Below are 21775 nucleotides of genomic sequence, written 5' to 3' on the forward strand. Positions count from 1 at the left end.
CATGATCGTGCGTCGTCATCGCCTGCTGCGCTCCGCGCTCTCGCTCGCAGCCCTCGGCACGCTGGGTGCAAGCCTTGCCGCAGGGCCGGGCGCGGCCCGCACCGAAGCACGCGCCAGCCTCGCGCTGCGCGACACCTTCCCGATCGGCTCGAACGGGCTGTGCGAGGCGCAGATCCTCCCGCCCGAACCGGGCGCCGGACTGTTCGACCGGCGCTATTCGGTGATCTGCCGCGATGCCGCCGCGCCGGTCGGCACGCTGTGGGTGGTCAAGCCCAAGAGCGGCGAGACCGCCGGGCCGGCGCGCTTTGCGGGCGCCGATGCCGATTGCCGCGGCGATGCCGCGCGGGCGCCCGGTGCGCTCCCCGGCCTTGCCGCGGTCGAGCGGCTCGGGTGCAAGCGCGCGGGCAGCATCCTGGCGACCGACCTCTTGATCGGCAGCCGCGCGGGCCGCACCTATGCCGCAACGGGCCTTGCTGCCTATGCCAAGGCCCTCGAGCTCGGCATCGCCTCGCTCGCCAGCGACGCGGTGGTGCCCGGCACGGTCGAGATTCCGCTCACCAGCACCACCGATGCCGCCGCCTTCGCGCGCCAGCAGGCCGAAGCGATCGCCGCCGATCAGGCGCTGGTCGAAGCCTACCGCCGCAGCAATGCCGGCGACTATGCCGAAGCCGCAGAATTCTTCGCGGTCTCGGCCGCCGCGCTCTCGGGCCCCGGCGCTGCCGAGGCGCAGCTCAACTCCGCGCTCCAGCAATCGAACCTCGGCAGCTTCACCGAAGCCCGCCGGCTGTTCGCCGCCGCCCGTTCCGGCAGTTCGGGCAGCCCCGTGCTGGCCCGCATGCAGCGCAATTATGAAGGGATGGACGCCCTCAACCAGCGCCAGCCCGCGCGCGCGCTGGCGGTGCTCGATGCGCCGCTTTCGAGCGAGTTCGGCGATGCCGAGGACGTCCGCGCGCTCACCATCGGTGCGGCGCTCGCCGGCCAGCTGGCGAGCGAGAGCGGGCGGATCATCGCCGAATATTCCTCCAACCTGACCCCGCTCGAACGCGCGCGGCTGCTCGATGGCCAGAACGCCTATCTCAAGGCCGCCGCGCTGCGCCAGCTGGGCCGCGGCAGCGAGGCCCCGGCGCTGCTCGCTGCTGCCGAACGCGCCTTTGCCGACGTGCGCGGAGGCCGCGTGGTCTCGGTCGCGTGGCTGCGCGCGCAAGTGCTGGGCGAGCTCGCCGAGAACGCCGAACGCGCCGGCCAGAGCGCCGAGGCCGAGCGGTTCCACAAGCAGGCGATCGGCTTGCTCGAAGGGGTCTACCCGGATTCGCCCGCGCTCGGCAGCGCCCGCGCGCAGCTCGCCGGGCTCTTTGCCCGCACCGGCCGGCGCGATGATGCGCTGGCGATCTATCGCGGCATCATCGGCGATGCGGACGGGCGCCCGCTGCCTTCGTTGCGTTCGGTGATGACGCCCTATTTTGCGCTGCTGACCGATACCACGGCGGGCGGCGGCACGGCGGGTGCGGCGGCCGATGTGTTCGCCGCCAGCCAGCTGTTCCAGCGCCCGGGCCTCGCACAGACCCAGGCCGCGCTCGCCCGCGAGCTTTCGGGCGGATCGGACGAGGCATCGCAATTGTTCCGCACCGCCACCAATCTCGGCCGCGGGATCGAACAGCAGCGCGTCTCGCTGCTCGAGCTTGAAAGCCAGCCCGAAGCCAGTACCCGCCTCGCCAGCCAGATCGCCGAGCGGCGCACACGGCTCGGCCAGCTTGAACAGCAGCAGGCCGAAGTGCTTGTGCGGCTTGCCGAATACCCGCGTTACCGCGCGGTTGCCGGCGACGCGATCGGCCTTGCCGAACTCCAGGCGGTGCTCGGCGAGGGAGAGGCCTATGTGAAGCTGGTGACGCTCGATCGCGATACCTATGTCGTCTACGCCACGCGCGATGCCGCGAGGGTGTGGCGCGCCGATGCGACGCCGCGCCAGCTGGAAACGCTCGTCACCCAGATCCGCGAGAGCATCGCGGTGATCGAGGGCGGGCAGGTCAATACCTATCCCTTCGACCTCGTCCACGCGCGCGAGCTTTACGTGCGTCTGTTCGGCCCGGTCGCAGGCGAGTTGCCCGGCTTGAGGCATCTGGTGTTCGAACCCGATGGCGCGCTGCTCAAGCTGCCGGTCAACCTGCTCGTCACCGACGATGCGAGCGTTGCCGCCTATCAGGCGCGGATGAAGGCCAAGGGCGCGGACGAATATGATTTCCGCGGCACGAAGTGGCTCGGGCGCAGCACGCAGGTGAGCACCTCGGTCGGCCCCTTGGCGTTCCGCGATGTGCGCGCCGCGCGCCCGTCGGACGGAAAGCGCGCCTATCTCGGGCTCGGGGAGAACACTCCGATCGGCACCGCCAGCCCGGGCGCATCGCGGGTGCGCGCCGCGCTCGAGGCGGGCGAGCGCTGCACCTGGTCGCCCAATATCTGGGCAAACCCGATCAGGGCCGACGAATTGCGCGGCGCGGCGGCCAAGTTCGGCGGCACCGCGCAGGTCCTGACCGGTACGGACTTCACCGACACCGGCATCGCGCGCCTGCCGGACCTTTCGGAATTCCGCATCCTCCACTTCGCCACCCACGGCCTCGTCACCGCGCCCCAGCCCGGCTGCCCGCCGCGTCCGGCGCTGCTGACCAGCTTCGACAAGGATACGAACTCCGACGGGCTCTTGAGCTTTGCCGAGATCTTCGACCTCAGGATCGATGCCGACCTCGTGATCCTTTCGGCCTGCGACACCGCCGGCAGCGCCACCGTCGGCGCCGCGCGCGAGGCGGGGGTGCGGAGCGGCGGCGAATTCGCGCTCGATGGCCTGGTGCGCGCCTTCGTCGGCGCGGGCGGGCGCACGGTGCTCGCCAGCCACTGGCCGGTGCCTGACGATTTCGACGCGACCGGACGCCTCGTCGGCGGCCTGTTCGCCGAGGACGGGCGCAGCACCGCCGAGGCGCTGCGCACCTCGCAGGTCGCACTGATGGACGATGCGGAAACCTCGCATCCCTTCTACTGGTCGGCCTTCGCGGTGGTCGGCGACGGCGCGGCTGTCGCGCTGAACGCTGGCCGGGGGGCAGGAAATGGACCAGACCGTTGAGGCCCGCTCCGGCAAGACGCTGTTCGGCCAGCTCGCGCGCACCTGGCGCAATGTCCGCACGGCGGGAGGGGTGCAGCTCGGCCTGACCCTGATGCTGATGTGCCTTGCGGTGTTCATCGCGCGCTACGGCTGGATCCTGCCCGGTGCCGCGGTGCCCACCCCGCTGATCAGCGAGGCCGAGCGCGCGCTTTATGACCTCAGGGCCTATTATGCCGCCGATCTGGTCGAGGAAGACAAGCGGGTGGTGCTGGTGGTCTATACCGACCAGACCCTGATCGCCGCGCGCAAGCGCTCGCCGCTCGATCGCGGCCTGCTGGCCAAGACCCTGCAAACGCTCGACACCTTCGCGCCCAAGGCGATCGGGATCGACATCCTGTTCGACCAGCCGCAGGATGAGGACGAGGAGCTTGTCGCGGCGCTGCGCGGGATGAAGACCCCGGTCGCGGTCGCCTATGCCGCCAAGGCCACCAACCCCGACGATATCGAATACGAGCAGCAGCAGTTCCTCGAGGCGTTCATGGCGCGGCTCGAGGGCAGCAATGCCCGGCCCGCGAGCATCCGGCTCGACAACACCTTCGGCGCGACCCGGGTGTGGCCCGACATCCGCGAGGGCCTGCCGCCGCTGCTCGGCCGGGTGATGCTGGTCGAGGCGGGCGAGCCGGCGCACGGCTTCGAAGGCTACGAGGGGGCAATCGATTACCGGCGCGCCAAGTTCGATGATTCGGTGCTCTACCCGCCCGCCCAGATCGACCTTTTCGTCGATCCCGATCCGGAAATCCTGCCGTTCCTCAAGGAACAGTTCGCGGGCAAGTATATCCTGATCGGCGGCGATATCGTCGATTACGACCGCGTCGAGACGACCTTCACCTCGATCAACGGCGAAGTGCCGGCGGGGATCGCGGTCCATGCCGAAATCATCGCCCAGATGCTCGATAACCGCGTGTTGCAGCCGATTCCGGAATGGGTGCTGTGGGCGATGGCGATCCTGGTCGTGCTCATCGCGGTCCTGACCGCGCTCCTGGAATGGCCCGCGCGCTGGCTTGCGCTGTTCGGCATCGCGCAGCTGTTCATCTTCCAGGGCCTTCCGGTGTTCCTGCAAGTCCGCGATGTCGATACCTACGGCCTGCCGGCGGTCGGCTGGCTGATCGGGTGGATCCTGGTGTTCACCGCCGTCACCGTGACTGCGCGCGCATCGGGGGCCAAGCAGCGCAACTTCGCGACCGGCGCGCTCGGCAAATACATCCCGCGCGACATTGCCCAGGCGATCATCGACAAGCCCGAGCTGCTCAGCCTCGGGGGCGAGAAGCGCGCGATCTTCGTGCTGTTCAGCGACCTTGAAGGCTTCACCAAGATGAGCCACGCGATCCCGCCCGAAATGGTCGCCAAGCTGTTGAACCGCTATCTCGACATGCTCAGCCAGGTGGTGCTCGATCATGGCGGGGTGATCGACAAGTTCGTGGGCGATGCGGTGGTCGCCTTCTGGGGCGCGCCGATCAGCCGGCCCGACGACGGGATGCGCGCTGCACGGGCGGGCTATGCGATGTGGCAGGCGGGCGAGGCGTTCCGTGCCGAGGTCGCCGCGATGGACTCCGATCTGCCCAAGATCGGCAAGACCCGTGTCGGCCTCCACTATGGCGATGCGGTGATCGGCAATTTCGGCGGGGCAACCCGCATCCAGTACACCGCACTGGGCGATTCGATGAACACCGCCGCGCGCCTTGAATCCGCCAACAAGGCGCTCGACTCATCGGTCATGGCGAGCCGCGAATTCGCCGAGGCGTCGGGCCTCGACTGGTGGCGGCAGATGGGCCGGGTGGTGCTGCGCGGCCGGGCGCGGCCGGTCGATCTGTTTGAACCGGCGCCCGATTTTCCGGCAGACGACCGCGCCGAACTGGCCGCGGCGAGCGCGCTCGCCCTCACCGATCCCGGCGCGGCGCTGCGCATGGCGCAAGCGGTGGCGGCTCGCCACCCGGATGATTCAGCGCTACGCAATCTTGCAAGGCGCATGGCAGAGATGGACGAGGGAGGAACCTATGTTCTCGGTTAGAATGAAGGCAAGGCTCGGCGCGCTGGCGCTGGCAGGTGCGGCGCTGGCGCTGCCGGCCGCGGCGATGGCGGGCGTGGTGGTGAAGTCCACCGGTCCTTCGGCGACGCGCTATCCGGTCGGCGCGAAGATCGACGACAATGCCACCATCACCTTGAAGCCGGGCGATGTGGTGACCGTGCTGACCGCGCAGGGCACCCGCGTCATCAAGGGCGCCGGCACCTTCCGCATCGGTGACCGTCCGCAGGTCGCCGCCGACCGCTTCGCCTCGCTCACCCGCAAGCGCGCCGCCACCCGCGTGCGCACCGGGGCGGTGCGCGGCGATCTCGAAGGCAACCCGACCAATCCCAGCCTGTGGTATGTCGACGTGACGCGTTCGGGCACGGTGTGTCTCTATGATCTTGCCTCGGTGCGCCTGTGGCGCCCGGGCGCGCCCGACACCATCACCTACCGGATGTTCAACCGCGAGAACGGTGCCGCCGTCGATGTCACCTTCGACGAGACGGTGACCGTCGCCGCGCTTGATCCGATCCGCCTGCCGATCGTCGAGGGCGCGACCTATTCGATCACCGGCCCGGACAATTCCACCAGCGCGCAGGTGAGCTTCGTGCTGCTCGAAGGCGATTTCGAAGCGCCCGACGCGCTCGCCGCGGCGCTGCTCGACAAGGGCTGCACCGTGCAGGTCGACATGCTGGCAGCGGGCCTCGATGACGAGGCTGCGGCGAGCGGCGGCTAAATAGGCGCGCGCTGCCGGCCTGTTGCCGATTGCCTGTTGCATCGCAGCCCCAAGCTTGGGAGAAGGGGTGACAGGGTCAGCCTGACGGGGGGAATCGGCACGCGGCACATGGCGGGACTTTTGCCGGATTGCACCATCGGGGCGCGGGGGCGTCTTGAAGGCGTGGCAAGGGGCCGCTAGGATCGGGTGACGAGCATCTCGGGGGGGATGGGATGATACGAATTCTGGCGGATATGATCGCTGGCCGCGCGGCACCTTCGGGGCCGCGGCGCGTGTTGGCGCGCGTGGCCGCCGTGCTGGCACTGGCCGCGCTCTACCCGGTCTCCACAGCGCTCGGCGGCGGCACCTTCGAAGGCGTTGCGACCTGCGCCGGATCGACCTGCCACGGCCGCGCCGAAGGCAATGGCGCGGTTGTCAGGCAGGACGAGATCGCGACCTGGCAGGAACCGTCCTCGCCCTCGGGCGCGCATAGCCGCGCCTATGCCGTGCTCGGCGGGCGCAGGGGCCAGCAGATCGCGGCGAGCCTCGGGCTCGGCAATGCGCAATCCGCCCCCGCCTGCCTCGGCTGCCACGCGACAAACGCACCCGCCGGCCAGCGCGGCGCGAAGTTTACCCTGACCGACGGGGTCGGCTGCGAAAGCTGCCACGGCGCGAGCGGTGGCACCTGGCTTGCCGAGCACTATGCGCTGCCCGCCACCCATGCCTCGAACATCGCCGCTGGCCTGACCCCGCTCGACAATCCGCGCGCGCGGGCGGGCGTGTGCCTCGATTGCCACTACGGATCGAGCAAGCCCGGCCAGTTCGTCACCCACGCGATGATGGCCGCGGGTCACCCGCGCGTGTCTTTCGAGCTCGACCTGTTCAGCGCGCTTCAGCAGCACCACCAAATCGACGGCGATTACATCGCCAGGAAGGGCGCGCCCAGTTCGGTACGGTTCTGGGCGGTCGGCCAGGCCGAGGCGGTGCGGCGCGCGGGCCAACTCTTCGCCCAGCCCAAGCTCGGCTACGAGGGCGCCTTCCCGCAGTTCTATTTCCTCGATTGCCATTCCTGCCACCGCACCATCGCCGATGGCCCGAACCGCAAGCTCACCTTCGAGACCAATCCGGGCCGCCCGATCCCCTTCGGCAACCCGCCCTTCAACGACGAGAACATGATCATGCTGTCGGCGGTCGCAGGCGCGCTGGTGCCGGGCGAGGCGGGCGCATTCCAGACCGCCGCGCGCGACTTCCACAAGGCGTTCGGCGCCGGCCCTGCCGAAGCGCGCGCGGCCGCGCAGGCGCTCTCGGCGCGGGCGGGGGCGCTGGCTGAAAGCCTGTCGGGCCGCGCCTATGCCGATGCCGACGCCTTCAAGATCATCGCGATCATCGCCGGCGAGGCGACCGCCCCGCGCTTTACCGACTATGCCGGGTCGGTGCAGGCGGTGATGGCGGTCGACACGCTGCTCAACGCGCTGGTGCGCGAGGGCCGGGTCACGCAGGGCGCGGCGGCGGGCATCCGCGGCGATATCTCCCGCGCCTACAAGGCCGTCGAGGAGCCCAATGCCTATCGCCCGGCCGATTTCCGCACGGCGCTCAAATCGGCCTCGACCGCGATTGCACGGCTGAAATAGCGATGCGCGGGGGGATCACGACGTTCTGGCTGGCCGCGAGCGCGTTGGTGCTGGCTTCCTGCGGGGGCGGAGGGCCTTCGACCAGCGGCGGCGCGACCGGCGGCACCGGGCCGACACCCACCCCCACCCCGCCGCCGTCCGGACAGGTGTTCGCGGTGCCCGCCGCCGAAAGCCTGTCGAGCGCCGAGGTCGGCACGATCATCGCCCAGGCCGCCGCCGAGGCGCGCGGGCGGGGCGTGGCGGCGACCATCGCGGTCACCGACCGGGTCGGCAATGTCCTTGGCGTGTTCGCCATGCCGGGCGCAGGTGCCACCGCGCGCGTCCCGGCCGCCCCCGACGGCACCAGCCGCGACGCGCAGGGCCTGACCATCCCGGCTGCCGGCGCGGCCATCGCCAAGGCGATCACCGGCGCCTATCTCTCGAGCGGCGGCAATGCCTTTTCGAGCCGCACCGCAAGCTTCATCGTCCAGGAACATTTCCCGCCCGCGCCGACCACGGTGGGGCTGGAGAGCGGCCCGCTCTACGGGGTGCAGTTCAGCCAGCTGCCGTGTTCGGACCTCGCCGCGCGCGCCGGCGACGGATTGATCGGTCCCAAGCGCTCGCCCCTCGGGCTCGCCGCGGACCCGGGGGGCTTCCCGCTTTACCAGAACGGCGTGGTCGTCGGCGGCATCGGGGTGATCGCCGACGGGGTCTACGGCCTCGACACCAATGTCCTCGACCGCGACAATGACGTCGACGAGGCGATCGCGCTCGCCGGGACGGTCGGCTTCGAGGCGCCAGTCAGCATCCGTGCCGACCGCATCACCGCCGACGGCACGAGCCTGCGCTACACCGATGTCGAATATCCGCAACTCGGCGCAGTGGCGGGTGCGAGCTTCGCGGCGACTGCGGGCGCGCTGGTGCCGGTCACCGGCTATTATGCCGGCGCGGGCCTGCTGCCGGGCGCGACCTATGGCACCGAGGCCTCGGGCATCCGCGCCTCGAGCGCGGCCGAGTTCGCCAACCGCGATGCCTTCGTGCTCACCAACGGCGCGGGCGCGAACCGCTATCCGGTGCGCAGCGGCACCGACGGGGGCGATATCGCCGCGCCGCTGACCGCAACCGAGGCCCGCGCGATCCTCGAGGAAGCCTTCCTCGTGATGAGCCGCGCCCGCGCGCAGATCCGCCAGCCGCTCGACAGCCGCGCGCAGGTGACGATCAGCCTCGTCGACACGCGCGGCGCGGTGCTCGGCATGGTGCGCTCGCCCGATGCGCCGATCTTCGGGATCGACGTGAGCTTGCAGAAGGCGCGCACCGCCAATTTCTTCTCCGCCCCCTTCGCCGCCGCCGAGCTTTCCGCGGCGAGCGGCGAGGTGCCGCAATTCGTCACGAGGCTGCGCACCTTCCTTGGCGATCCGACCGCGCTGACGGGGGCCTTCGCGCTGTCCGACCGTGCCCACGGCAACCTTTCGCGGCCCTATTTCCCCGATGGCGAGGTCGGCCAGCCCAACGGGCCCTTCTCGCGCCCGATCGGGCAGTTCAGCCCCTTCTCGACCGGCTTGCAGAGCGCGCTGGTGGTCGGCAACCTCGCGCAGCACCTCGGCTTTGTGACGGGTGCGAGCGGGACGGATACCCCGCGCGCCTGCACGAGCCTGCCCAATTCGGCCGGCGGCACGCCGCGGCTCGCCAACGGCATCCAGATCTTCCCCGGCTCGGTCCCGGTCTATCGCGGCAACGTACTGGTCGGCGGCATCGGCGTTTCGGGCGATGGGATCGACCAGGACGACATGATCAGCTTTCTGGGTCTCCACAACGGCGCCGCGCGCGCCGGCGGGGGCCTCGGCAATGCGCCCGCCGCGATCCGCGCGGACCGGATCGTGGTGCAGGTCGGCAGCCGCCAGGTGCGGCTGCGCTACGTCAATTGCCCCTTCGCGCCGTTCATCGGCAGCAGCGAACAAAACGTGTGTCAGGGGCTGTAGCGCATGACCCCGCTCATCCCCGCCCTGCTGCTGCTCCAGGCTGCCCCTCCCGAAGAGGCGACACCCCCGGTCGTGCCGCCCGGCGAGGCGCCCGCCGCGCAGGACTGGGAGCAGGACGCGCCTCCTGTCGATCCGCAGATCATCGAGGGCCGCGAGCGCCCGGGCTACACCGCGCCGCTGCCTGACAAGATCGAGCAGAACAACCAAGGCGCCGTGCGCGCGCCGCCTCCGCAGGCCTTCCCGGCCGAACAGGTGCCAATCCCCGATCGCTGGCGGCTCATCCAGAGCCTCGGGTTGGTGAAGGAAAACCTGCTCGATCCCTACAATCAGAACACGCTCAAGGGCGACCGCCCGATCGACCGCGCCAAGGTGCCGTGGCTGCCGATCAAGGAGGACGATTGGTTTTTCGTCGCCAACCTGATCAGCGACACCGTTTACGAGCCGCGCAGTTTCCCGATCCCTGTCGGCGTCCAGACCACCGAGGATCCGGACCGCAACGACGTGTTCGGCAACGCCTTCAGCCAGGTCTTCAGCCAGACCTTCATCGCCGGCTTTGCGCTGCTCAAGGGGTCGACCACCTTCAAGCCGCCGGTCGTCGAATACCGCCTGACGCTGGCCTACAACGTCAACTATGTCGATGTGCCCGAGCGCCGCGTGCTGTTTGTCGAGCCGACGCGGCCCAGCCATCGCCTCGACCATTTCCTCGGGGTGCAGGAGGCTTTCGTCGACTATCACCTCGCGCGGTTCGACAATGACCGGTTCGATTTCATCTCGCTGCGCGCCGGGATCCAGCCCTTCCAGTCGGACTTCCGCGGCTTTCTGTTCAACGACCAGCAGCTTGGCGTGCGGTTGTTCGGGTCGCGCGACAACAACCGCTTCCAGTTCAACCTGGGCGCCTTCTGGCGGCTGGAGAAGGATACCAACTCGGGCCTCAACGATGTGACGCAGGCCCCGCGCGACGATTTCGTGTTCGTCGCCAACGCCTACCGGCAGGATTTCCTGATCCCGGCCCTCACCAGCCAGATCACCGTCGTCTACAACCGCAACCGCGAGTCGGGCGATATCGAGATCGACGACAACGGCTTCCCGGTGCGCCCGGCGCTGCTCGGCACCTTGCGGGGCCGCGAATACGACGCTTTCTACCTCGGCTACAACCTCGATGGCCGCATCGGCCGCGTGAACCTGACGGGGAGCTTCTACTGGGCGCTCGGCAAGGACCGCAACAGCTTCCTCACCGATCGTCCGGCGGACATCAATGCGCAGTTCGCCGCGGTGGAAGCGAGCTATGACCGCGACTGGATGCGCTTCCGGCTCTCGGCCGCCTATGCCAGCGGCGACGAGGACCCCTATGACGACACCGAGGGCGGGTTCGATGCGATTTTCGAGAACCCGGTGTTCGCAGGCGCCGACACCTCCTACTGGATCCGCCAGACCATTCCCTTTGCAGGCGGCGGGCGGGTCATCAGCGTCAATGGCCGCAACGGGCTCCTCAACTCGCTGCGAAGCTCGAAAGAGCAGGGGCAGAGCAATTTCAACAACCCCGGCCTGATGCTGGTCGGCGCGGGCGCGGATTTCGATCTGACGCCCGAGTTCCGGCTGACCGCCAACGCCAACCACCTGTGGTTCGAGAACACCTCGGTGCTCGAGGTGCTGCGCAACGAGGGCTCGATCCCCAAGGAGATCGGCTTCGACCTTTCGGCTTCGGCGATCTGGCGGCCCCATGCCAACCAGAACCTCGTCTTCCGCCTGTCCGCCGCGACCCTGCTGGCGGGCGACGGCTTCCGCGACCTGTTCACTTCCCGCGGGGGTGGAAAGGAATTCGTCTCGATCCTCGCCAACGTGGTGCTGACCTACTGATGCGCGCGCTCACCCAGCCTTTCGCCCGCCACTTCGCGCTGCTTGCCGCCGCCTTCGTGATCGCCGCGACGATGTTCGCAGGCAGCCCGATGGCCTCGGACGAGGAGAAACCGGTCAAGCGCGACTACAGCCTCGTCATCGCGGCCCCCGCGCCGCAGCGGCAATCGGTCGCCGAGATGGACGCCAAATCCGCAGGCTGCCTCACCTGTCACGTCAAGACCGATGCGCCGACGATGCACGTCTCGCCTGCGGTGCGATTGGGCTGCACCGATTGCCATGGCGGCAATGAGGCCGTGCGCGGCAATTCCGAACTGCCGCACGATCACCCCGATTACGTCGCCGCGCGCGATGCCGCGCATGTGCTGCCCAAGTACCCCAATTCCTGGCACTTCCCTTCCTCGGCGAACCCCAAGCGCTCCTACGCGCTGCTCAACAAGGAATCGCCGGAGTTCGTGAAGTTCATCAACCCGTCCGACTACCGCGTCGCGCGCGATGCCTGCGGGGCGTGCCACATCCAGTCGATCGAGAGCGCCGAACGCTCGATCATGGCGACCGGCGCGATGCTGTGGGGCGGGGCGAGCTACAATAACGGCATCCTGCCCTTCAAGAACTACCTCCTTGGCGAGGCCTACACGCGCGAGGGCGATCCGGCGCATATCACGACGCCGGGCGCGGGGCCGGGGGGCAAGCTGTCCGGCGATCAGGTCGCGCGCGGCGTGCTTGCCGAGATGTATCCGCTGCCGACCTGGCACGTGATCCCGCCGGGCGATGTGTTCCGCGTGTTCGAGCGCGGCGGGCGCACGATCAACTCGCAGTTCCCGGAAATCGGCCTGCCCAACCCTTCGGGCTCGATCCAGCGCCTCGACGAGCCCGGGCGGCCCGATTTGAAGCAATCGAACCGCGGCCCGGGCACCGGCCTGCGCGTGGCGATCCCCGCGCTTAACATCCACAAGACCCGCCTCAACGATCCCTTCACCTGGTTCATGGGCACCAACGACCAGCCGGGCGACTACCGCCATTCGGGCTGCGCGAGCTGCCACGTGGTCTATGCCAACGACCGCGAGCCGCGCCATTCGCTGACCTATGCGCAGTTCGGGCGCGACGGGCAGTCGATCACCGCCGATCCCACCATCGCCGAGAAGATCGCACATCTGGCCGGTGCGGATGACGGCCACGGCGGCCACGGCGCGGTCAAGCAGCCGGGCGATGACCACCATGCTGATGCGCTCAGGCAGCAAAGCGGTAGCGCAGACAAGGACTCTGACGGAGCGCTGCGCACGGCCTCGGGCGAGGTCAAGGAAAGCGGCCACCCGCTCCAGCACGTCTTCACCCGCGCGATCCCTACAGCTCAGTGCATGAACTGCCACATGCACCAGCCGAACATCTTCCTGAATTCGTTCCTCGGATACACCATGTGGGACTACGAGAGCGACGCGCCCTTCATGTGGCCCAAGCAGCAGAAGTACCCGACCGCCGAGGAAGTGCGCGCTGTCACCGACCGCAACCCCGAAGGCGCCGCGCCGCGCGGGAACTGGGCCGACCTCGATTTCCTGCGCAATGTCTACGATCTCAACCCGCAGCTGAAGGACACCCAGTTCGCCGACTATCACGGCCACGGCTGGAACTTCCGCGCGATCTTCAAGCGCGACCGCGAGGGCAATCTGCTCGATGCGCAAGGGCAGATCGTCGACCCCGACGATCCGGAGAAGTGGCGCCGCGAGGGCGAGGGCAAGTTCGTGCCTGCCGGCGTCAACCCCGGCAAGGCGGTCCACCTCATGGATATCCATGCCGAGAAGGGCATGCAGTGCGCCGATTGCCACTTCGAGCAGGACAGCCACGGCAATGGCCTGATCTATGGCGAGGTGGCGAACGCGATCGAGATCACCTGCAAGGATTGCCACGGCACGGCCGACGCCTACCCCACCTTGCGCACCAGCGGCCCGGCCGCGCCGCCCGAGGGGCATAACCTCGCCCTGCTGCGCAACCCGGACGGCAAGCGCCGCTTCGAATGGCTCGAGGGTCCGGACGGCAGGCAACGTCTGATCCAGCGCTCGATCGTCGACCCGAACCTCCAGTGGGAGATGAGCCTCGTCAAGGATTCGGTCGATCCCGCCACCCCGACCTTCAACGCCAAGGCCGCGCGCGCCAAGCTCGTCAGCCGTTACGGCGCGGAGACCGGCAATTTCGAATTCGGCACCGGCATCTCCGAGGGCGACCGCGCGCACCGCGAGCCGGAGATGGCCTGCTTCACCTGCCACCTGTCATGGACGACAAGTTGCGGCGGGTGTCACCTGCCGATCGAGGCCAACTGGAAGACCCCCGTCCACCGCTATGAAGGCGGCGAGACGCGCAACTTTGCGACCTACAACCCGCAGGTCGCGCGCGATGAGATGTTCCAGCTCGGCAAGCACATGACCACCAAGGGCAACCAGGTCGCCCCGGTCCGGTCGTCCTCGGCGCTGGTGCTGTCCTCGACCAACATCAACCGCGAGCGGATCTATGTGCAGCAGCCGCCGATCAGCGCGATCGGTTTCTCCAGCCAGGCCTTCGCGCCGCACTTCCCGCACACCGTGCGCCTGACCGAGACCAAGACCTGCACCGATTGCCACTTGTCCGCCAAGGAAGACAACAACGCGATCATGGCGCAGCTGTTCCTGCTGGGCACCAACTACGTCAACTTCGTCGGTCTCAACGCGTGGAGCGGGCTGGAGGGCGGCTTCCAGGCGACGCGGGTGACCGAGTATGACGAGCCCCAGGCGGTGATCGGCTCCTACCTTCACCGCTATGCCTATCCCGATTACTGGGGTCTCCACGTCAACCAGAACGGCCGCGAGCTGAAGAACTGGACACGTGGGCGCACCTTCGATGGGGAGATGTCGGGCGAGACTCACCCGCTCGAACAGTTCCTCAATGTCCACGAAGGCACGCCGGGCCGCGTCGGCTGTCTCCAGCTGCGCGGCGAATACATGTTCGTCGCCGAGGGCAAGGGCGGGTTTGCGGTCTATGACGTCGCCAGCATCGCCAACAAGGGCACTTCCGAGCGGATTCTCAAGGGACCGTTCTCCGCGCTCGGCCACGACACGCAGGTCAAGACCGCCAACGCAACCTGCATGGCGCTCGCCACCAACCAGCCGATCGCGCCGACCCGCAACACCGAAGCGATGCGCGAGGCCAATCAGGAACAGGCCTTCAAGCCGATCTACAATTTTGCCGCAGTGACCGATGCTTCGGAGGGCCTGATCCTCGTCAACGTCAACACGCTGGCCGACGGCGAATTCCGCAACAATAAGCTGCGCCGCCACACCTATGCCGACGGCTCGAACGCATGGAACCCGGGCGGCGTGCTGAACGGCGCGCGGCACATCGTGCTGGCGGGCGAGGTCGCCTATATCACCGCGGCCAAGGGGCTGGTGGTGGTCGACCTCAGCGACCCCGACACACCCAGACTGGCGGCGGTCCGCGAGCTGCGCGATGCGCGGGCGAGCGCGGTGCAGTTCCGCTACCTTTGGGTGACCGACGCCGACGGGGTGAAGCTGTTCGACATCACGAGCCTGCGCAATCCGGTCGCCGTGCCCGAGGCGACCGTGCCGCTGGCCGATGCGCGGCGCACGTATATCGCGCGCACCTATGCCTATGTCGCGGCCAAGGGCGATGGCCTCGTCATCCTCAATGTGACCAACCCGCGCAGTCCCAAGGTCTACCAGAAGGTGACGCTGGACGGGGCGCTGAACGATGCCGAGGACGTGATCGTCGGCACCACCAACGCCTCGCTGTTCGCCTATGTCGCGGACGGGAAGAACGGGGTGAAGGTGCTCCAGCTCACCAGCCCCGAAAGCCAGCGCGGCTTCTACGGTTTCAGCCCGGCGCCCAAGCCCGAACTGGTCGCCTGGGCCAGGACTCCGACGCCGGCGATCGCCATGTCGAAGGGCCTCGACCGCGACCGTGCGGTGGACGAGACCGGCGGGCAGATGGCGGTCTTCGGCCGCTTGGGCTCACGCCCCTTCACCCGCGATGAGATGGAGCGGATGTTCATGACCCGCAGCGGCGTGCCGTGGAAGGTTACGGACGATGTTGACATGAAGCGCTGGGTCGGGCTGGCACCGACAGGAGCGCAGCGGGCGAGCGCGCGGAAGTAAAAACCGGCGCCTCATGCTTGCAGGGAATCGGCCCGCCGCAGGACGGGCCGCAAGGGCGAACGCCCGCCCGCAGGCGCCCGGAGCGAAGCGGAGAAGCAGCGCCGAGGACGTGCCCGCGCAAGGCGGGCACGCAAAAAAGGGAAACCTTACTCGCGCTCGGCGAACATGCCCTCGATCATGCCCTGCAAGGCGGGCGTGAAGCGCGCCAGCACCTGCCAGTCGCCGGCCCGCTCGTAGTGCGAGACGAGGGCCTCGCCGTCCCAGCGGTGGATCGCATAGGTCGGCGGCTCGGTCGTGATGAGCTCGCGCTCGTCGGGCACATGCTGGTCGATCGGCGTCAGGTCCATCGCCACCAGCGGCGCGACCGAGGGGGTGACCCCGAGCGGAATGCCGGCGAAGCTGGTGCTGATCTGGCGGTGGAGATGCCCGCAATGGATCGCCAGCACCTGTGATTGCCCCTCGAGCACCGTGTGCAGCCGGGTGATCCAGTCTTCGCCCGGGGCAGGGTCCATCCAGTCGATTCCGGCGACCACCGGCGGGTGATGCATGAAGATCAGCGTCGGCGTATCGGGCGCCTCGGCCAGCCGCGCGGCAAGCCATGCGGCGCGCGCCTCGCAGAAGGCTCCACCGTGGCGGCCGTCTTCCAGCGTGTCGAGGCAGATGATCCTTAGGCCCAGTCCGGCATCGACGACATAGTGGAGAAAGCCGCCTTCGGCCGGCACGACCTGCGGAAAGGCGCCAAGCAGGCCTTCGCGGCTGTCGTGGTTGCCGACCATCGGCAGGATCGGGATCGGGCAATCGGCGAGCAGTGCGACCGTCTTGGAAAAGCTCTCCGCATCGCCGTGATCGGTGATGTCGCCCGAAAGCACCAGCAGATCGGGGCGGTTGGGCCCTTCGATCAGGCGCTTGAGAGTGGCGCGGAAGCGGGTGAGGTTCAGCTCCTCGGGCTTTTCATCAGGGGCGAATCCGACATGGATGTCGGTCATCTGCGCGATCAGAACCGCCTTGCCCGTCATGAAATCCCCCCGCCGATTGCTATGGTCTAGCCCGTGCGATCTTTGCCGCAACCTTTGATTTTTCAGGCGGCGGCGGCTTGTAGTGCGGGGCGGCAGGCTGGATCAACTTCAGACCCTGCCATTGGCCCGAGGGCACGTGGTAGGCGTGGCACATCGCGCAGTCGCTCGGCACGATCTTGGCGGTCTTGACCGCGCTCGCGCCCAGGTGGCACGTCCGGCAGCTCTTGAGATCGGGCATCAAGAGATCGCTCGCCAGCTTCGAGGTCTCGGCCGCGTGGCAGTCCGAGCACTTCTGCTTGGTGTGCGCAGCGTGGCTGAAATAGCCGCCAGTGAGGAAGCGCTCGGGGAAATTGACCGGCATGAGGTCGGCCTGCCCCGTCGGCCCGCGGGTCGGCAGGTGGCATTCGGTGCACACGCCCCCGGTGGAGAGCGCGTTCGAGATCCCGATATAGGCGCGCACCGGCCGGCCGAAATCGGCGCGGTAGGGCGATGCGCTGCCGATCTGTCCGGGACGCTGGCGGCTGGGTGCGAGTGCGGGGCGCGGGCCCGAGGTGATCCGCGCGAGATCCTCGGCAAGGTTCTTGACGCTGCCGTGGCGCAGTTTCCCGAACCCGCCACCGGCCGTGCGGCCCGAGACCAGGCTGTGGCACGCCTCGCAGGCCTGCTCCATCTCGACCGGCTTGAAGGTCACCTTGTCGGCGGTTGGCGCGTGGCAGTCCTTGCATTCGAGCGGGGCTCCGTATTGCGCGAGGCTCACCGCCATGCGCGCCGCCCCGCCGCGCGGGTTCATGTGGACATCATGCGGGAAGACCAGGCCCGAACGCTCGAGAGGCATGGTCCCGGCGCTCGCCCGCACGGGCTTGGCCGCGCCGAAGCTTGCGAAATAGAGCGGGCGGAACTGCGGGTGATCCTTGCCGAAATCATGCGCATTGGCGAGGTCGGTGTCGGCGAGGCGGGTCTTGAGATCCTTGTGGCAATCGCCGCAGAAGGCCTCGCTCGCCGCCTGGGTGCGCACCGGCCCTTCGTGCTCGGAATGGCAGGCGACGCAGCCCAAGGGGCCTTCCTTGCCGAAACCCTCGGCGATGGACCATTGCAGCGCATCGCCTTGCGAGAGCGGCGGCATGCCCTTGGCAAGACGCGGCTTTTGCGCATGATCGGCGATGTCCTTGTGGCACGACAGGCAGGTCTCGTCCTGGACGCTTTCAAAAGCCGCGACGTGGCAGCTTTCGCAATTGTTCTCGAGGCTGTGGTGCTTCAGCGACAGCTCGCCCGATGACCAGGCGCTGTCCATCAGCACCGCGCCCTCGGTCTTGCCGGTCGGATCGGGCTTGGCGGGGGTGCACAGCAGGTGCGAGGCGATCGGCAGGGCCAGCAGCAGCAGGACGATCGCCGCGGCAAAAATCCAGCTCATCGCGCGCTTGCTGGGCAGCTTGGAGGCGAGCGCAAAGCCGCGCAGCGCGTCCATCTTGCCCTCGTCGGCGATCACCTGGCGGATGGTGATGGCGATATTGCCATCCGCCTCGCGCGTGACAGCGAGCCGCGCCGCGCCCAGCGCGATCTCGCCGCCGGTGCGCGGGTCGATGGTGCCTTCGGTGACCACCCGGCCATCGAGCCCGAAGCCCAATGTGCCGAGCGCCCTGACGCCAAGCGTGCCGTCCGCGGCAAGATCGATGCCGACATGGCGCTGCTCCACCGCAAGGTCGGGCAGGTGGATGTCGTTCTCGGCCGCACGGCCCACGGTGAGGCGCGGCTGGTCGACCACGCGGTCGCGCACGATCTCGCGGCCGGCGGCGGTGAAGTCGATGGTGCGGATCAGGAAAGCCATCGCCGCCCCCTCACCAGTAGTAGAACACGCTGATCACATGCGCGGTAAGCGCGGCGATCAGGGCGATTGTCAGCGGGATGTGGATGAACAGCCAGATCTCCAGCAGCGCGCGGATGCGCAGCGCGCCGCGGATCTGGGCGAGCTGTTCGCGGCGTTTTTCGAGCAGGCTCGCCACCCGCGCCTCGGCCTCGCTGCCGGTGCCCATGCCCGCCAGCGCGCGAGCGGTCTTGCAGCCGGGATAGCTCCCCGTGAGCCGCGCCAGCGCGCTGCCGTAGAACACGTCCTGGCCGAGCGCGGCGATCACCAGATCGGATTCGGCGCGCGCCAGCGGCTGCGCGGCGCTCTCCAACTGGCGGTCGAGCGCGGTCAGCGCGTCGAGCATCTGCGCGCGGGTCATTTCCTTGCGATTGGCGCTGAGGCTCTGCGGCAAGGTCGCATAGACGATCACGCCATAGATGCCGGTCGCGATCACCAGCAGCATCAGGACATAGGCGAGCGTGTGGACGTTCCAGCCGATCTGGAAGCCGGTGTGAAGCGTGCCCACCACGATCAGCGCAAGGCCGAGGTAGACGTGGGCGCTGGTCCACGCTTTGAGGCTCCACACGCCGGGATTGATGCGCCGCTTCCTCACGCCGAGCAGCGAAAGCCACAGGATGAGCCCGAAGCCGATGGTGCCGAGCGTATAGCCGTACCACGTGCCGCCATTGGGGCGCGGGTCCTGGTCGATCATCAGATAGCCCGCGATCGAGGCCGCGCACAGGGCAAGCGCGATCCACAGCCAGCGGAAGCCCTTGTGCTTCAGGAAGCTCACATGGTCGCTGTCGCGCCGCCGCTCGTCCTGGCTGAAACGTCCCGTGCCGCCCGCCTTTGCCCCCGCTTTGGTCGCCATTATTCGACGTCCTCGGTAAGCTTGGCGAAGGTCAGGAACTTGTCGGGGCTGACGCGGATCGCGGCGCCTGTCGGGCAGGCGCGCACGCAGGCAGGGCCCCCGTCGATGCCGGAGCACATGTCGCACTTGATCGCCTGCTTGGCCTTCTGCCCGCCGTCCTTCTCGGCCGCCTTCTTGCGCCAGCTATAGGACGCCTCGCCGGGCCCGGGGCCCGTGCCGAACAGCATCCACTGGAGGAGGCTCGGCTTCTTGGGGGGCTTGGCGTCCATGCGGATCACGCCGTAGGGGCAGTTCCTCTGGCAATTGCCGCAGCCGATGCAGGTCTCGTCGATGAACACCTCGCCGTCGGGCCCGCGCTTGATCGCGTTGGGCGGACAGTCGGCCATGCAGTGCGGGTGTTCGCAGTGGCGGCAGGATGTAGGCACGTGGAGGTGCGCGTAGGTCTTGCCCGCCTCGCGATCCAATCGCGACAGGCCGTCATGGCTGTCGGCGCAGGCTTTCTCGCAATTGTCGCAGCCGATGCACAGCTTCTCGTCGATGAGCAGCACGTCGGTCGCCTCGCCGATGCCGTTGTCGACGAGGAACTGCGCGGTCTGCGAATAGAGATCGACCGCGCCCGAAAACTCGTCCTTGCGGCTTTCGATGAAGGAATTGGTGGCGCGCCGGCCCGACATGTCCTTCAGGGCGCGCTCGCGCAGCGCGGGGTTGCGGTCGAGCAGCGCGAGGAAGCCTTCGCCCGGCAGGCGGATCACCTCGGACTTGATCGCGGCCTTGACGGTCGCGGTGCGCGCCGATCCGTCGATCACCGCCATCTCGCCGAAATAGGAGCCCGCCGGCAGGTAGGAGAGGAACACCGGCTTTTCGCCGATCGCCTTCTCGACGATCATCGAGCCGCGGCGGATGATGAAGATGTCCTTGTCGTCCGCGCCCTCGGTGACGACCACCTCGCCCGCACGCTTTTCCTCGACGCGCGCAGCCTCGACCAGAGGGGCGACATCCTCGCGGGTCAGGCCCGATCCGAACATCTGGAGCAATTGCCGCTCGATCGAGATGCGCTGAATCGCCGTCTTGGCGCTCGGCACCTGCGATTGCAGCTTCAGCGCGGCAAGACGCGAGATCTCGACGACGATGGTGTCCTCTGCCGCGCGGATCGTCGCCCCGCGCCGGCGGCCCGAAATGAGGCCGACCTCGCCGAAGATCGATCCGGCTTCGATGGGAATGGTGATCGAGGGGTCGGCCGGGTTCACTTCCACCGCCACCGAACCGCTGGCGATCCCGAACAGCGATGACCCGGGGGCATTGCGCTCGAAGATCACTTCGCCCGGCGCGAAGAACTTCGCCTCCGAATCGAGCATGAATTCGCGCATTTGCAGCGGGTTCATGCCATTGAGGATCGAGACATTGGCGCGCAGGAATTCGAGCCATTCCTCGGTCGAACGGTTGCCCGGGAGCTTGGCGAACTTGGCGGCGATGATCGGCTCGTCGGCAGGCTTCAATGCGGTGTTGCCGTTGATGAACTCGATGACGTCGTGGCCCTGGTTCATGCAGTGCTTGATCAGCGGGTAGCCCGCCAGCGCGCCGATCACGAAGATGCCGGGCGCGGTCGATTCGAACACCGGCGACAGGCGCGGGAAGGCGCCGCGGTCCTCGCTGGTGAACTCGATCCCGCATTCCTCGACAAAGGCGCGCGGCGGGGCCGAGCCGATGCGGGCGATGATCCGGTCGCAGGGGATGCGAATCTCCCCGTCGCGCGTGGCCAGCGTGATCCAGCCGGGCTCGATCGCCTTGGTCTCGCTTTCGTTCCTGACGGTAAGCTTGCCCGCTTCGTGATCGGCCATCAGCGCGCTGACGTTGGCGGCCTTGGCGGTCGGGAATTCGGTGCCGCGGTTGAGGATCGACACGGTGTTGCGCTGCGCCGGGTCCTCGGCAAGGCCGCGCGCGTTCTCGATGCCTGCGTCCCCGGTGCCGACGATGATGATGTGCTCGTCGACATATTCGGTGGGGTCGTCGAGCTGGTATTGCACATGCGGCAGGTCCGCGCCCGGGCAGCGCATCAGGTTGGGGTTGCCCTGCGTGCCGATGGCAAGGATGACGTTTTCCGCCATCACCGTCTCGCCATTCGTCAGTTCGATGGCATAGGGCGGGGCGTGGCGCTGCAACTCCTTGATATTCTTGGTGCCGTCACGCGCGCGGGTGACGATCTGCTGGATACTCCCGGCAATCGCCTCGCCGGTGCCGCGGATCGCCCTGGCTTCGGCGTGATACTTCACGTTGACCTTGTGGCCCGCGATCTGGTCGTCCCAGATCCCGAGGATCGTCTCGCGCTTGCCCGCGTCGAAATCGATGTCGCTGCGCAGCACCAGATTGCTGGGCGTCGCCATGACGTGCTTGCCCTTCTGGTACTTGTAGATCGTGTCCGACAAGTGGTCGGTCTTTTCGAGCAGCACATGGCTCAAGCCCAGCGCCGCCGCCCGCGCAGCCGCACTGAGCCCTGCCGGGCCCGAACCGATGATTGCGACTTTAAAAATCCCGCTCACCTATCCCCCCCCCCCTCGCGGATAGATCGCCCCCTGTGATGCACAATAACCAAAACCG

At 68.1% G+C, this 21775-nt stretch carries 11 protein-coding genes; 7 read left to right on the forward strand and 4 right to left on the reverse strand.

Annotated features, from left to right (window positions below):
- Nucleotide 1: 1 nt before the first annotated feature.
- The 7 genes from D620_RS0102545 (at nucleotide 2) to D620_RS0102575 (ending at nucleotide 15450) form a co-directional block, all read left to right on the forward strand.
- The gene (locus D620_RS0102545; protein ID WP_017664217.1) at nucleotides 2-3109 is read left to right on the forward strand and encodes a CHAT domain-containing protein; all 3108 of its coding nucleotides are present in this window, start codon (nucleotides 2-4) and stop codon (nucleotides 3107-3109) included.
- Entirely contained in the window at nucleotides 3093-5156 is a 2064-nt protein-coding gene (locus tag D620_RS0102550) for an adenylate/guanylate cyclase domain-containing protein (RefSeq protein WP_017664218.1), read from the forward strand. Before D620_RS0102545 ends, D620_RS0102550 begins: the two co-directional genes overlap by 17 nt.
- Nucleotides 5143-5889: a hypothetical protein gene (locus tag D620_RS0102555; RefSeq protein ID WP_026091896.1), complete on the forward strand. Its 747-nt coding sequence runs from the start codon at nucleotides 5143-5145 to the stop codon at nucleotides 5887-5889. The genes D620_RS0102550 and D620_RS0102555 overlap by 14 nt, the downstream gene beginning before the upstream one ends.
- 233 nt (nucleotides 5890-6122) lie before the next feature.
- Complete coding sequence (locus D620_RS0102560) at nucleotides 6123-7499, forward strand: multiheme c-type cytochrome (RefSeq protein WP_017664220.1); 1377 nt, start codon at nucleotides 6123-6125, stop codon at nucleotides 7497-7499.
- 2 nt (nucleotides 7500-7501) lie between these two features.
- The gene (locus tag D620_RS0102565) at nucleotides 7502-9457 is read left to right on the forward strand and encodes a heme-binding protein (protein ID WP_017664221.1); all 1956 of its coding nucleotides are present in this window, start codon (nucleotides 7502-7504) and stop codon (nucleotides 9455-9457) included.
- Nucleotides 9458-9460: 3 nt separating this feature from the next.
- The gene (locus tag D620_RS0102570) at nucleotides 9461-11314 is read left to right on the forward strand and encodes a hypothetical protein (protein ID WP_017664222.1); all 1854 of its coding nucleotides are present in this window, start codon (nucleotides 9461-9463) and stop codon (nucleotides 11312-11314) included.
- Nucleotides 11314-15450 (forward strand): hypothetical protein, encoded by a 4137-nt coding sequence (locus tag D620_RS0102575; RefSeq protein WP_017664223.1) that lies wholly within the window; start codon nucleotides 11314-11316, stop codon nucleotides 15448-15450. Before D620_RS0102570 ends, D620_RS0102575 begins: the two co-directional genes overlap by 1 nt.
- Before the next feature lie 146 nt (nucleotides 15451-15596).
- Here the strand turns inward: D620_RS0102575 and D620_RS0102580 are convergent, their stop codons facing one another.
- The 4 genes from D620_RS0102580 to D620_RS0102595 are packed head-to-tail and all read right to left on the reverse strand — an operon-like array spanning nucleotide 15597 to nucleotide 21717.
- Nucleotides 15597-16466, reverse strand: coding sequence for a metallophosphoesterase (locus D620_RS0102580; RefSeq protein WP_017664224.1), 870 nt, complete (start codon nucleotides 16464-16466; stop codon nucleotides 15597-15599).
- A 19-nt stretch (nucleotides 16467-16485) separates the two neighbouring features.
- Complete coding sequence (locus D620_RS0102585; protein ID WP_017664225.1) at nucleotides 16486-18291, reverse strand: cytochrome c3 family protein; 1806 nt, start codon at nucleotides 18289-18291, stop codon at nucleotides 16486-16488.
- A 10-nt stretch (nucleotides 18292-18301) separates the two neighbouring features.
- On the reverse strand, nucleotides 18302-19180 hold the full coding sequence (locus D620_RS0102590) for a hypothetical protein (RefSeq protein ID WP_017664226.1): 879 nt from the start codon (nucleotides 19178-19180) through the stop codon (nucleotides 18302-18304).
- Nucleotides 19180-21717 (reverse strand): cyclic nucleotide-binding domain-containing protein, encoded by a 2538-nt coding sequence (locus D620_RS0102595; protein ID WP_026091897.1) that lies wholly within the window; start codon nucleotides 21715-21717, stop codon nucleotides 19180-19182. Before D620_RS0102595 ends, D620_RS0102590 begins: the two co-directional genes overlap by 1 nt.
- Nucleotides 21718-21775 lie beyond the last annotated feature (58 nt).

The organism is Porphyrobacter sp. AAP82 (assembly GCF_000331285.1).
GTDB lineage: Bacteria > Pseudomonadota > Alphaproteobacteria > Sphingomonadales > Sphingomonadaceae > Erythrobacter.